At 66.3% G+C, this 12877-nt stretch carries 16 protein-coding genes; 7 read left to right on the forward strand and 9 right to left on the reverse strand.

What is annotated here, in order from left to right; translation table 11 throughout:
* Positions 1–3: 3 nt before the first annotated feature.
* Positions 4–339 carry an ATP-dependent DNA ligase gene (locus LQZ87_RS00855; protein WP_230101554.1) on the reverse strand — a complete coding sequence of 112 codons (336 nt, stop codon included), beginning with the start codon at positions 337–339 and terminating at the stop codon, positions 4–6.
* An 18-nt stretch (positions 340–357) separates the two neighbouring features.
* Here LQZ87_RS00855 and LQZ87_RS00860 point away from each other — a divergent pair, with 18 nt between their 5' ends.
* Together LQZ87_RS00860 and LQZ87_RS00865 are read left to right on the forward strand one after the other, a co-directional pair.
* Positions 358–681, forward strand: coding sequence for a hypothetical protein (locus tag LQZ87_RS00860; protein WP_230101555.1), 324 nt, complete (start codon positions 358–360; stop codon positions 679–681).
* 75 nt (positions 682–756) lie between these two features.
* Entirely contained in the window at positions 757–1278 is a 522-nt protein-coding gene (locus LQZ87_RS00865; protein WP_230101556.1) for a hypothetical protein, read from the forward strand.
* A 12-nt stretch (positions 1279–1290) separates the two neighbouring features.
* Here LQZ87_RS00865 and LQZ87_RS00870 read toward each other — a convergent pair whose 3' ends face one another.
* Positions 1291–1968: a DUF6766 family protein gene (locus tag LQZ87_RS00870; RefSeq protein WP_230101557.1), complete on the reverse strand. Its 678-nt coding sequence runs from the start codon at positions 1966–1968 to the stop codon at positions 1291–1293.
* Positions 1969–2238: 270 nt separating this feature from the next.
* Here LQZ87_RS00870 and LQZ87_RS00875 point away from each other — a divergent pair, with 270 nt between their 5' ends.
* The 3 genes from LQZ87_RS00875 to LQZ87_RS00885 are packed head-to-tail and all read left to right on the forward strand — an operon-like array spanning position 2239 to position 3440.
* Complete coding sequence (locus LQZ87_RS00875) at positions 2239–2664, forward strand: CBS domain-containing protein (protein ID WP_290368233.1); 426 nt, start codon at positions 2239–2241, stop codon at positions 2662–2664.
* Positions 2661–3152, forward strand: coding sequence for a CinA family protein (locus tag LQZ87_RS00880; RefSeq protein WP_230101558.1), 492 nt, complete (start codon positions 2661–2663; stop codon positions 3150–3152). Before LQZ87_RS00875 ends, LQZ87_RS00880 begins: the two co-directional genes overlap by 4 nt.
* A 15-nt stretch (positions 3153–3167) precedes the next feature.
* Entirely contained in the window at positions 3168–3440 is a 273-nt protein-coding gene (locus LQZ87_RS00885; RefSeq protein WP_230101559.1) for a Rho termination factor N-terminal domain-containing protein, read from the forward strand.
* A 6-nt stretch (positions 3441–3446) separates the two neighbouring features.
* On the opposite strand, the gene LQZ87_RS00890 is transcribed toward LQZ87_RS00885, so the two are convergent.
* The 4 genes from LQZ87_RS00890 to LQZ87_RS00905 all read right to left on the reverse strand — a co-directional run bounded on the left by LQZ87_RS00890 (position 3447) and on the right by LQZ87_RS00905 (position 6537).
* Complete coding sequence (locus LQZ87_RS00890; protein WP_230101560.1) at positions 3447–4013, reverse strand: NADPH-dependent FMN reductase; 567 nt, start codon at positions 4011–4013, stop codon at positions 3447–3449.
* Between the two features lie 15 nt (positions 4014–4028).
* Entirely contained in the window at positions 4029–4655 is a 627-nt protein-coding gene (locus tag LQZ87_RS00895) for an NAD(P)H-dependent oxidoreductase (protein WP_230101561.1), read from the reverse strand.
* Between the two features lie 143 nt (positions 4656–4798).
* The gene (locus tag LQZ87_RS00900; RefSeq protein ID WP_230101562.1) at positions 4799–4933 is read right to left on the reverse strand and encodes a methionine/alanine import family NSS transporter small subunit; all 135 of its coding nucleotides are present in this window, start codon (positions 4931–4933) and stop codon (positions 4799–4801) included.
* Positions 4930–6537: a sodium-dependent transporter gene (locus LQZ87_RS00905; RefSeq protein ID WP_230101563.1), complete on the reverse strand. Its 1608-nt coding sequence runs from the start codon at positions 6535–6537 to the stop codon at positions 4930–4932. Before LQZ87_RS00905 ends, LQZ87_RS00900 begins: the two co-directional genes overlap by 4 nt.
* A 70-nt stretch (positions 6538–6607) precedes the next feature.
* Between LQZ87_RS00905 and LQZ87_RS00910 the strand changes: the two genes are divergently transcribed.
* Complete coding sequence (locus LQZ87_RS00910; protein WP_230101564.1) at positions 6608–7990, forward strand: FAD-linked oxidase C-terminal domain-containing protein; 1383 nt, start codon at positions 6608–6610, stop codon at positions 7988–7990.
* Here LQZ87_RS00910 and LQZ87_RS00915 read toward each other — a convergent pair.
* From LQZ87_RS00915 to LQZ87_RS00925, 3 genes are all read right to left on the reverse strand, one after another.
* Entirely contained in the window at positions 7959–9551 is a 1593-nt protein-coding gene (locus LQZ87_RS00915) for an MDR family MFS transporter (RefSeq protein WP_230101565.1), read from the reverse strand. The two genes, LQZ87_RS00910 and LQZ87_RS00915, sit on opposite strands and share 32 nt — an antisense overlap.
* The gene (locus tag LQZ87_RS00920; protein WP_230101566.1) at positions 9548–10165 is read right to left on the reverse strand and encodes a TetR/AcrR family transcriptional regulator; all 618 of its coding nucleotides are present in this window, start codon (positions 10163–10165) and stop codon (positions 9548–9550) included. Before LQZ87_RS00920 ends, LQZ87_RS00915 begins: the two co-directional genes overlap by 4 nt.
* Before the next feature lie 73 nt (positions 10166–10238).
* Entirely contained in the window at positions 10239–11231 is a 993-nt protein-coding gene (locus LQZ87_RS00925; RefSeq protein ID WP_230101567.1) for a LacI family DNA-binding transcriptional regulator, read from the reverse strand.
* Between the two features lie 131 nt (positions 11232–11362).
* Between LQZ87_RS00925 and LQZ87_RS00930 the strand changes: the two genes are divergently transcribed.
* Positions 11363–12877 (forward strand): sugar ABC transporter ATP-binding protein, encoded by a 1515-nt coding sequence (locus tag LQZ87_RS00930; protein WP_230101568.1) that lies wholly within the window; start codon positions 11363–11365, stop codon positions 12875–12877.

A 12877-nucleotide genomic window follows, 5' to 3' on the forward strand; every position in this document is an offset into this window, starting at 1 on the left:
ACCTCAGCCGGGGAGCTCGGTCGACGCCGGCTCCTCGCCGGACTCCGGCGGCTCCGGCACGAGGTACAGACCGGTCGGAGCGTTGGAGGTGAAGGCGAGGGCGTCGACCCAGGCGCGGTTGATGGACGGCTGCCGCCCGCCGTAGTACTTGTACACGATGGAGCTGCCCGGGTGCACCCACACCGTGGTCCGGCCGCCGCCGACGCTGGCATCCTCGCGCCAGCTGAACGCGAAGGGCTCACCCCGGCGCAGCTTCGCACTGATGACGAGCTGGAGGTGCGTCAGCGCGCGGTCCTCGATCTCGACCTTGACGCCACCCTCATAGATGAATCTGCCCACACTCGATAGCGTAGCGCCATGGGCTCGATGTTCTACGGCGCAACGGCAGACCCGATCTTCGTCGAAGATCGGGCGCTCGCGCATCTGAAGGTGGTGATCGCGACGAAGCTCCGCCGCAATGAGAGCTTCACGCTGTCATGGCGTCATCCCGATGGGTCGGGGCGTTCGACGATCTGGCTGCACCCGGCGATTCCGCTGCGGTTCGTCTTCGACGAGCCCGGGCCGCCGACGCTGTCGCCGGAGTGGATCACGGCGATGGCGCACTCGGCGAACACCAGCGGAGGCATCTCGCTCGTGCCAGAGAATGTCGACCCGGATCAGCAAGAACCTGCACAGCCCTGACCGGGCGGTCAACCCCCTCGTGGCGATGACGCGGACGACCTAGCGTGAAATGGACCGATCGAAGAGGAGAGCACCATGAATTCTCACGATGCACCGCACCCGCCCGAGCCGACCACGACCCACGCCGAGTGGGGTGCCGGCAATCCGCATCTCAAGATCACGCGCGACGATGACCGTTTCGAATTCGCGCTGACTTCGGACGCTGTGCGCATCGGATCCGCGGGGGGGAATGAGTTGCGACTGCCCGAAACCGATCCCGTCCACGCAGAGATCAATCACGATGATCAGGACGAATACGTGTTGACCCTGCACGGCGCCGGAGAGATGAACGCGAGCGCGAGCGCCGCAGAGACCGGCGCCAGCGGACGATCGGAGATCCTGCGCACCGGAGCACGGTTCACTGCCGGCCCGTGGACCCTGGTCTTCGGCCGGGAGGAGTTCGCCGATCACGGCCGGCCGTACGGCGGCCGCACTGGAGGAGAGTTGTCCGACCAGCCCCCGCAGCCGGCCAGACCCGACTACAGCGAAGGCTTCCGCCGCGAATCGGATGAAGCCCGCGCTCCGGAGGGCGAGGGCTACGAGGTCAAGGACGGCTGAGAGGGCTGATCGTCAGTCGGATTCCTCTGCCGCGATGCGATGCGGCAGTCCGACGGGCTTAGATTCGGCCGACCCGCGCTGACGGAGATAGATGGCGAACGCGACCATCGCGCCCACTGCGAGGAACTCGGATTGCCAGTTCTGCAGGGTGCGGTCCCAGAAGTCGGGGCTGACCACGTAATCGGCCCAGGTGATCGACGGCTGCGCGTGCATCGCGTTCTCCTCGTTCGCGACGACGAGGCCGGCGAGTGATTGTGCGAGCCACGAGAACACGAAGATCGAACCCATCACGATCAGCAATGAGTTTCCGTATATCGCCGTGCGCCAACCACCCCGGCGGGCCCAGTTCGGCGAATCCGGGCGGCCGTGAGCGCCGACGAGTTGGTCCTCATCGCTGCCGAGCCCCTCGTCGCCCGGCTTCTTCGACTCGGGTGACCCGCGTTGGATGAACCACACGGTGGCGGCGATGAACACGAAGAACTGGAGGAACTCGGACTGCCAGTTCTCCGCGACGTCCACGAGGAACTCGCTGGAGGTGACGAATGAGAAGAAATCGACGGCCGACTGCCCATGCTCGGCCAGCTCCTCGTTCTCGCGAAGGAATCCGGCGATGGACTGTCCGGCGAGCGCCAGCACGAACAGGGCCAGGAAGACCAGGCTGAGCCCGTTGTCCCGCAGCATCCTGCGCATGATTCACCGTCCTCCCAGCGCGGTGATCGCCATGAAGGCGAGGCCGCCGGAGATGATCACCATCCACGTCCAGAAGACCACTCGCATTCCCGCGGTGTCTCGCGTCGGCTCACTCAACCCGCACCTCCATCTCGTGATGACCAATGTGTCACCGGCGGGTTCCGGCCGGAGGGGGCTTGACGCGCTGGGCGTCGCCTGTCAAGGCCCCTTGCGGTGCACGAGCCGCCACCTATCGTCGGGGCATCCGGACTCAACCGAAAGGATCAGGACGTGACTCTGACGCGCGACATCATGACACCCGCTCCCCGTTGTATCGGCGAGAACGATGCCTTGAGCATCGCCGCATCCGTCATGTCGGAACTCGATGTCGGGGCCCTGCCGATCTGCGGCGAGGATCGCAAGCTGAAGGGGATGCTGACCGACCGCGACATCGTCGTGAAGGCGCTGGCGTACGGGATGGACCCCGAGACGACACCCTCGCGCACTCTGGCTGCGGGAGTCCCCGTCACGGTCGATGCGGACGACGAGGTCCATGTCGCGCTGGATCGGATGCGCGAGAACCAGGTTCGCCGGCTTCCCGTGCTCGAGAATCGCGAGCTCGTCGGCATCATCAGCCAGGCCGATATCGCGCTCGCTCTCAGTCCGGAGACGACCGGCGTAACCGTCGAGCACATCTCACGCGCGGACACTCCATGAGCCATGTCGTCACCGAGGCCGACGGGGCAGTCGACGCGATCAGTGCGCTGGCGCGCGAGCGCGGTCTGCGAGTCGCCGTCGTCGAATCGCTCACGTCAGGAGAGCTCGCGCACGCCATCGGCGCAGGAGAGAATGCGTCCGAGTGGTTCCTCGGGGGCGTCGTGGCCTACATGCAGGATGTCAAGCAGAGCGTGCTCGGCGTGACCCCCGGATCCGATCCGTGTTCGGCCGAGTGCGCAGAGCAGTTGGCCGTCGGAGGACTCCATCTGCTCTCGGCCGACGTATGCGTCGCGACGACCGGGGTGGGCGGGCCGGATCCTGAGGGAGGGCATCCGCCCGGAACCGTTTACCTCGGCTGGGCGACTGCGGAGAAGGTCGGTCACCAGCTTCTCGAACTGCACGGCTCCCCCGAGACGGTGATGGCCATCACGACCACGACGGCGACCGATCTGATCGCCGCCACCATGCGAGTCGTCGACTCGCACTGACGACAAGGAGACATCATGCCTCGCGGCGCGAATTCACGACTCAAGGATCCAGAACTCTACGAAGAGCTGCGGGATGACGGAGCATCCAAGGAGAAGGCCGCCCGCATCTCGAACGCGACTGGCGGCACCAAGAAAGGCCGTTCAGAGGTCGGTCGGCGCGGCGGCGAGGCCGGCGACTACGACGACTGGACGGTCGACGACCTCCGAAAGCGCGCGAAGGAACTCGGGATCTCGGGTTACTCCGGCAAGAAGAAGGCCGAGATCATCAAGATGCTGCGCAACCACTGACCGCGGTCACGGCCGCGGCAGAACCGTCAGCACGCGGGCGATGTGCTCGCGGAACTCTGTCATGTAGGCGCGCAGGAACTCTTCGGTCGCGGGCTTGCCGATCGACCCGTCGTCGGCGAACACGTCCTTCGTGAAGTGGATGTACGCCTCGGGAGCGGTCATCTGCCGGGCGTTGCAGAACGCCAGGACAGCGCGAAGGCTCTGCTGGGCGACCGCCGTGCCGATCACGCCGATCGATGCGCCGATCACGGCTGCTGGCAGATGGTCGAACGAGTTCTGCCCCCACGGCCGCGAGGCCCAGTCGATCGCGTTCTTCAGCGCGCCGGGTATCGAGCGGTTGTACTCGGGGGTGACGAACAGCACGGCGTCGCTGGACTCGATGGCCGTCTTCAGAGCGCGAGCCTCGGCCGGGTAGTCGGCGTCGTGATCGGGACTGTACAGCGGCAGGTTGCCGATGGGGACCTCAGTGAACTCGAGATCGTCGGGGGCGACCCGGATGAGAGCCTTCGAGAGCACCCGGTTGATGGATGTGGACGACAGGCTTCCGACGAAGTATCCGACCTTGTACGACATGTTCGCTCCTCGGACTCAGGACTTCGGATAGCTCGACACGCGCAGCGCTCGAGCCAGGTGGACGGCGTTGGTGAGCGACGTCGTGATCGACGCGCTGACCTTCTCCGGCGTCTGTTCCAGATCCTTGTAATCTGTGGTGTGCATCGCCTCGCCGTTCCAGTAGACGGAGCCTTGGGCCGGCACGGTGAAGCCGACGTCGTTCAGCGCTTGGAACAGCACGGCGGTGATGTGGTGCGCGCCGTCCTCATTGCCGACGACACCGGCGACGGCCACCTTGTCGAAGAGGATCGGGCGCCCGGCGGCATCCGTCTCGCTCAGTTCGGCGTCGAGACGCTCGAGCACCCGCTGAGCGACGCTCGAGTGCTGCCCGAGCCAGGTCGGGGTCACGAACACGAGGATGTCGGCGCCGAGAACCTTCTCGCGCAGGACCGGCCACTCGTCACCGTCGCCCATTTCCTTCTGCACTCCGGGCAGGATGTCATGGTCGACCGCCCGTACGCTCTCGCACGCGACATCGTGTTCCGCGAGGAAGTCCGAGAGCTGGGCGCCGAGCACTTCGGAGCTCGACTCGGCAGGCGAGGGCTTGAGCGTGCAGGTGATGATGAGCGCTTTCAGCTGTCCATCGGCGGTGGCTTCTGACATGGGAATCCTTTCGTCGGATGCCCACACGCTACGTCCGAGGCCGGTCGATTCCGATCGGGTTGACCGAGGCACGTTCCAGCGCTATGCGCCGTGGCGTCGACGCATCCATCGGCGGGCTCAGAACACCCTCGCCGTGAGCGCGGTCAGAGCTCGACCGGCGGCGCCGGCTCGCTCTCGGCCTCTTCGGGATGACGCGTGAGGTTCACGATCGCGGCGATGAGTCCGCCCCAGACCGTGACCATCGCGATGATCATGAAGATGATTGCCTGAGTCGTCATGCTCCCGCTCCCTCGGTCGTCCGGATCGTTCCGGTCTCAGCATCCGGCTCGTAGCTCTCCTCGACCAAGAACTCGTCGTACTCGGGGTCGTCCTTGGCGTGCGAGCGCCTGCTCCAAGGAATGAGCGAAAGCACCACGGCGAGGATCACGAGGGAGATCACCATGCCCCAGCCGAAGATCGACAGGAACCATTCGGGGTAGCCCCCGTACGGAGTGCTGATCTTCGCGATCAGCTCGCTGATGAACAGGTATCCGAGCACGATCGGGGCGAGAGCCCCGACCAGCAGCTTCCAGATCAGCCCGACGCGGAAGCTCGAACGGCGGCTCAGGTGCTCGTTGAGCGCGGGGAGCTTGTGCAGCAGCCAGGCGACCACGATGACCGCGACCAGGGCGACTGCCATGATTCCGAAGGCGTTGACGAAGGCGTCGGTCGTATCGAGCACCACCAGCGCCGTGGTCGTCGAGAACAGCGCCATCGAGATGACCGCGAGCGGGATCGTCACCGTCAGCGTGGTGCGGACGCGACCCCAGCCGAGCTTGTCCTGGAGGGCTGCGACGATCACCTCGAGGATCGAGATCAGAGAGGTGAGGCCGGCGAATACCAGGGCGCCGAAGAACAGCACGCCGATGATCGATCCGCCGGTGGCCTGCGACACGATGGTCGGGAACGCCACGAACGCGAGACCGATGCCGGCGGATGCGACGTCGGACACCTCGGTGGACTGCGCCTGAGCCATGAACCCGAGAGCCGCGAACACGCCGATGCCGGCCAGGATCTCGAAGCCCGAGTTCGCGAAGGCCACGACGAGGCCGGAGCCGGTCAGGTCGGTCTTGCGCTTGAGGTACGACGAGTACGTCACCATGATGCCGAACGCGACGGACAGCGAGAAGAAGATGTGCCCGTACGCGCTCGCCCAGACGGCCGGGTCGCCGAGGGCCTCCCAGTTGGGGGTGAAGAACGCATTGAGGCCGTCCATGGCTCCGGGGAGGAACAGCGACTGCACCACGAGAACCGCGAACATCAGGGTCAGCAGCGGAAGGAGCACCGTGTTCGCCGCGCCGATGCCGCGCTTGACGCCCAGCCCCATGATCACGATGGTCACGACCCAGACGATGAGCAGCGGGACGCCGACCTGCGGGACGAACTGCGTCGAGACGCCCTCCGCGGCGTCGCCCATCTGCAGGAAGTCGGTGAAGAAGAAGTCGTTCTCGTTGCCCGGTCCCCAGGTGAGCTGCGACGAGAACCACGTGTACATCGCCGCCCACGCGATGATCACGGCGTAGTAGACCGAGATCACGACGCAGATGAGCACCTGCCACCAGCCGAGGGGTTCGGCGGCGCGGTGCATGCGGCGGAACGCGAGGGGTGCGGACCCGCGGAAGCGGTGCCCGATGGCGTAGTCGAAGAACAGCAGCGGGATGCCGGCGGTCAGCAGCGCGCACAGGTAGGGGATGAGGAATGCTCCCCCGCCGCCCTCGTACGCCACATACGGGAAACGCCAGATGTTTCCCAGGCCGACCGCCGAGCCGATCGCCGAGAGGATGAAGACGTTGCGAGAGCCGAATGCCTCGCGTTTCGGTGCCTGCGTCGTTGCCGTGCTCATGACAGCCGACCTTACCCGAACGACTCGGAGCGCGTGTCGCGTAGGGTGATCGCTGGCAGGAAGGACGTGCATGCCAGAGACAACGTTGCCCGTGGCCGACAGGCTGATCGACGCTCTCCCCGATGGTGCGGTGATCACCGACCCCGCGTCGATGGATGCCTACCGGTGGGATCGTGCGAACGATCCATCGGCCGGAATGCCGCTGGCCGTCGTGCGCGCGACGTCGACGGAGGACGTGCAGGCAGTCGTGCGGCTCGCCGCGGAGACCGGGACGGCGGTGATCCCGCGCGGAGCGGGCTCCGGGCTGTCCGGTGGAAGCTCGGCCGTCGACGGCGCGATCGTGCTGTCTCTGGATCGGATGCGCTCGATTGCGATCGATGCGGACACGCGCATGGCTGTCGTGCAGCCGGGGGCGTTCAACGCGGAGGTGAAGGCCGCGGCATCCGCTCACGGCCTCTGGTACCCGCCCGACCCGTCGTCGTTCGAGTTCTGCTCGATCGGCGGGAACGTCGCGACGAACGCCGGCGGCCTGTGCTGCGTCAAGTACGGCGTCACGACGGACTACGTGCTGGGAATGACCGTCGTGCTCGCGGACGGTCGCGCCGTGCGCCTCGGCGGACCACGGGTGAAGGATGTCGCAGGGCTCTCCCTGACGAAACTGTTCGTCGGGAGCGAGGGGACGCTCGGCGTGATCACCGAGGTCATCCTGCGGCTCGTACCGGCGCAGCTGCCGCCGACGACGCTCGTCGCCGTCTTCCCCACGCTCGAGGGCGCCACGGGTGCGGTCATCGAGATGACGAAGTCGACACGGCCGTCGATGCTCGAATTCATGGATCGCCCGACGATCCGCGCGGTCGAGGCCGCGACTCGGATGGGTCTGGACGTGGATGCCGCGGCGATGCTCGTCATCCAGTCGGACAGTCACGCGGATGCCGCAGCCGAGGAGATCGCGACGATCGAGGCGATCTGCCTGGCGCAGGGCGCGACGGAGTGCTTCGCCACTTCGGACCCCGACGAGGGCGAGGCGTTCGTGCAGGCGCGGCGGATGGCGATCCCGGCGATCGAGCGGATGGGCACGATCCTGCTCGAGGACGTCGGAGTGCCGATTCCGCGGCTCGGTGATCTCGTGCTCGGGATCGCCGAGATCGCCGCGCGGAACGAGCTGACGATCGCCGTGCTGGCGCACGCCGGCGACGGCAACACGCATCCGGTTCTCGTGTTCGATCCGGCCGATGATGCGCAGCGCGAGCGTGCGCACGTCGCGTACGGCGAGGTGATGGCGCTCGCGATCTCATTGGAAGGCACGATCACCGGTGAGCACGGTGTCGGCCGGCTCAAACAGCCGTGGCTCGGCGACTATCTCGGCGACGACGTGCTCGAGCTCAACGAGCGCATCAAGCAGGCGCTCGACCCGCAGCGGATCATGAACCCGGGTGCTGTGTTCGCCCGTTGAGTTCGAGATGCCCCTCGCTGACGATGTCGGGCACGATGTCGCGTTCGACCGTCGTCTTCAGCGGGACTTCCTTGATGAAGCAGAGCAGCACGACGGCGATGACGGCGAGCGGTGCCATGCCGAGCAGGAGCGGGGTCAGGGCGTCGTTGTATCCGTGCACGACGATATCCCGCACGGATGCCGGCAGCTCCAGCACGCTGTGCGGAGTCAGTGAGGCGATGTCGCCCACCTGGGTCTCAGCTCCACCGGCCGGGAGGCGTTCGTCGATGATGTTCACCAGCCGCAGTGCGAACAGGCTGCCGATCACCGCACTGCCGAGCGATGCGCCGATCTGACGGAAGAAGTTGTTCGCCGCGGTCGCGGTGCCGACAACCCTGTTCGGGAAGGAGTTCTGCACGATCAGCACGAGGATCTGCATGTTGATGCCGAGTCCCATTCCCAGCAGGCCCACGTCGATGCAGAACCGCCAGAGGGGCGTCTCCGGCGTCATCATGCCCAGAAGCACGAGTGCGAGTGCGACGAGCGAGGCGCCGACGATCGGCATCCACTTGTAGCGGCCGTACCGGCTCACGAGCCATCCGCTGACGAGGGAGGTGACGAGCATCATCCCCATCATCGGCACCATGAGGATGCCGGCGGTCGTCGCATCCTCTCCGAAAGTCATCTGCAGGTACGTGGGGAGGTACCCGATCGCACCGAACATGGCGACCCCGATGAGCAGACCAGCCGTCGTCGCAAGGGCGAAGTTGCGTTCGCGGAACATCGCCAACGGCATGATCGGCTCGGCCGCGCGCCGCTCCGCGAAGACGAACAGGACGGCGAGCACGACGGTCGCCGCGATGAGCGACAGGATGACCGGGGACGTCCATTCGTAGTCGTTGCCGCCCCACGATGCGACCAGGATCAGGGAGGCGGTCGCCCCAGCCAGGGTCATCATGCCGAGCACGTCGATCTTCGGCTTGGAGTTCGTACCCTTCGGCAGATGCAGCAGGGTGATCGCGGCCACGAGCGCGAGGATGCCGAGCGGGATGTTCATCCAGAAGGTCCAGCGCCAGTCGACCTCTTCGGTGAGCCAGCCGCCGAGAAGAGGACCGGCAACAGACGACACGGCGAAGACCGCGCCGATGATGCCCATGTACTTTCCTCGTTGGCGGGCCGGGACGACGTCGGCGATGATCGCCTGCGAAAGGATGATGAGGCCGCCGCCGCCGAGCCCCTGGACGATGCGCCCGGCGATGAGCACCGTCATGTCGGGGGCGAGCGCGCCGACGACGGATCCCGCCATGAACGTCACGATCGCGAAGATCATCGGCCCTTTGCGGCCGATGAGGTCGCTCATCTTGCCGTAGATCGGCATCATGATGGTCGAGGCGAGGATGTAGGCGGTCATCACCCAGAGCATCTGGTCGACGCCGCCGAGCTCACCCACCATCGTGGGCATCGCGGCGCTGAGCACGGTCTGGCTGAGGGAGGCGAGCAGCATCGCCAGCACGAGCCCGATGAAGAGCAGGATGATGCCCTTGCGCGATTCGTGCGAGCGGGGGCGTGTCGTCGTGGTCATGGCAGCGTACGCAGTACCTCTCGAAGAGCGTGCAGAGTCTCGTCGACGTGCGGCCGGATGCCGGCGGTCGAGGTGTGGTCGGTGACGACCTTGCGGATGCTGAGGCGCAGCACCGCGTTGCAGGTCACGACCAGGGCGCGTGCAGCGTCCTCGATGTCTTCCACGTCTCCGAAGGCGCCCGCGACTCGCATCCGTTCGGCGACGGCGCCGGCGATGCGCTGCTCGACGCCGATCATCCGTGCCCACTGCCGTTGAATGAGCTGCGGATGCTTCGCGATGAGCGCCTTGCGCTGCTCGAGGAGAGTCTCATCGCTGGGCGTGAAGACTCCGATCATGAGCGTGAGGATGTCGCCGATGAGATCGTCGGATGTGCCGGCGCGCAGCTCGTCGAGTTCGTCGTCGCTCGGCAGGCCCTCGTGCAGGCCGACGATCGCGTCTTCCTTGGTCGGGTAGTAGTTGAAGAAGGTGCGCGGAGAGATGTCGACTCGGGCACTGATCTCGGCGACCGTCGCCCCCTCCGGCCCGAGTTCCAGCGCCAGATCGACAGCGGCGCGGTGGATCGCATCCCGCGTCTGCCGCTGCTTGCGGGCTCTCAGACCTTCCGGTTGTTGCATCTCCGCATTATTGCACGCTCTGCAATTCTGCAGGTTATGCAGAATAGGCTGCCGGAATCACTCGCGCGAACGCTCATGCTCCTTGCGTCGATGCCCTGGCCACCAGCTCCGGTTCGAACAGCACGTGCTCGTCGGCCGGATGATCAGTGCCGAGCAGGAGATCGACGGCCGTCGAGCCGATGAGCGCCGCAGGCTGGCGTACGGAGCTGAGCGGGATGACGGCGGCGGCGGCGTAGTCGATGTCGTCGTAGCCGATCAGCGCGATGTCGTCGGGGACGCGCACGTCTCCGGTCATCACCAGGCTCTGCAGCAGCCCGAGCGCGAGAAGGTCGTTCGCGGCGAAGATCGCATCCGGCCGATCCGCCGGCCCTCGAGCGAGGATGCGCTCGCCTGCTCGGCGCCCCTCTTCGACGCTGAGCGCGTCGCTGGCGATGAACTCGACGCCGACGCCGCGCTCTGCCGCGGCATCCTGTGCACCGCGGAGTCGGTCGGAGACCTGACGGAGCGCGGCAGGGCCGCCGACCAGCGCCAGTCGGCGTCGCCCCTGATCGAGCAGGTGCGCGGCCGCGATCCTTCCGCCCATGACGTCATCGACGGCGACGGAGCAGAACCGGGAGTCGTGCGACTCACGGTCGACGAGCACCGACGGGATGCCGTGCTCGCGCATGCGCTCCAACCGGGGCAGCGCCTCCTCCACGGGGGTGATGAGCACACCGGCGACACGCTGCTCCTCGAACAGGTCGAGGTGCGTGGCCTCACGCTGCTGCTTCTCGTCGCTGTTCGCCACGAGGACGGAGTACCCGTGTTCGGCTGCGCGCTCCTCTGCGCCCCGGACGACCTCGGCGAAGAACGGGTTGCGGATGTCGAGGACCACGAGTCCGATCGACTTGCTCCGTCCTGCTCGGAGCTGTCGAGCGGCGTCGTTGCGCACGAAACCGAGGCGGGCGATCGAAGCGTGCACCTTCGCAACGGTGTCCGGAGCCACCTTCTCCGGCCGGTTCAAGACGTTCGACACGGTGCCGACGGAAACGCGGGCATCGACAGCGACGTCTCGCACACTGACCATGGGCGACCCCCTCGTGAATGAAACGAATCAGTCACAGGCCGATTCGCCGTCTTGACATGTAATCAAAGCACAGCCTAGTGTCAGTCGCATACCGAAATGAAACGATTCATTCCCTCAACGAAGAGAGCGACATGCCCCCAGTGTCACCAGAACCGGTGCTGGAACTGACGGACGTCCAGAAGGCGTTCGGTTCCGTCATCGCGCTGCGCTCCGGCACGATCGCCGTGGACGGCGGCTCGATCCACGCGCTGGTCGGAGAGAACGGCGCAGGCAAGTCGACGCTCGTGAAGATCGTCGCCGGCCTCTACCAGCGCGACGGCGGGTCGTTCCGGCTGCACGGCGACGAGGTCGACTTCACCTCGACCGCGCAGTCGAAGGCAGCGGGGATCGCCGTGATCTACCAGGAGCCGACGCTCTTCCCCGACCTGTCGGTCACCGAGAACATCTTCATGGGACGGCAGCCGATCGGGCGGTTCGGCCGCATCGACCGCAAGGCCATGCGCCACGAGGTCGAGCGGCTGTTCACCCGATTGGGCGTCACGATCGACCCCGACCGCCCGGCTGAGGGCCTGTCGATCGCCGACCAGCAGGTCATCGAGATCGCCAAGGCCGTCTCCCTCGACGCGAGCCTGCTCATCATGGACGAGCCGACCGCTGCGCTCTCGGGCGTCGAGGTCGACCGGCTGTTCGCCATCGCCAGGAGCCTTCGCGATGAGGGCCGCGCTCTCATCTTCATCTCGCATCGCTTCGACGAGGTCTTCGCATTGTGCGACACCATCACGGTGATGCGCGACGGCGCCTACATCGCCACGAGTCCGATCGCCGAAACGAGCGTCGACGAGATCGTCAGGCAGATGGTCGGGCGCGAGGTCACTGAGCTCTTCCCCAAGCAGGAGACCGCCGTCGGCGAGCCGTTGCTCGAAGTCGACGGACTCGACATGCCCGGCGTCTTCCACGACATCTCTTTCACCGTGCACTCCGGTGAGATCGTCGGCCTCGCCGGGCTCGTCGGCGCGGGCCGCAGCGAAGTCGTCCGCGCCGTCTTCGGCGTCGACCCCTATCGCGAGGGCAGCGTGCGGATGCGCGGCGAGCGCATCCGTCGCAGCAGCCCCACCGAGGCCATGCGAGCCGGGATCGCCCTCGTCCCGGAGGACCGTCGCAAGCAGGGGCTCGTGATCGAATCCGGCGTGGGCGGCAACATCACACTCGCGATCCGCCGGCAGCTCGCGCGTGCAGGGCTTCTCACCACCGGCATCGAGAACCGCGCCGCGAAGGAATGGGCGAGCCGCCTCGAGGTCAAGACCCAGGCGCTCGACACTGTGGCCGCCACGCTGTCGGGCGGCAACCAGCAGAAGGTCGTCCTCGCGAAGTGGCTCGCGACTTCGCCGCAGGTGCTGATCATCGATGAACCGACCAGAGGCATCGACGTCGGCACGAAATCCGAGGTGCACCGACTGCTGTCCGAGCTCGCAGGCCAGGGCATGGGCATCCTCATGATCTCGTCCGAACTGCCAGAGATCCTCGGCATGGCCGATCGTGTCCTCGTCATGCGCGAGGGCCGGATCACCGCCGAGATCTCCCGCTCGGAGGCCACATCCGAGAACGTCATGTTTGCCGCTACGCACGCATCGGAGGCGCAGTCGTGA

Origin of the sequence: Microbacterium sp. Bi121, assembly GCF_918698005.1 — a bacterium.
GTDB lineage: Bacteria > Actinomycetota > Actinomycetes > Actinomycetales > Microbacteriaceae > Microbacterium.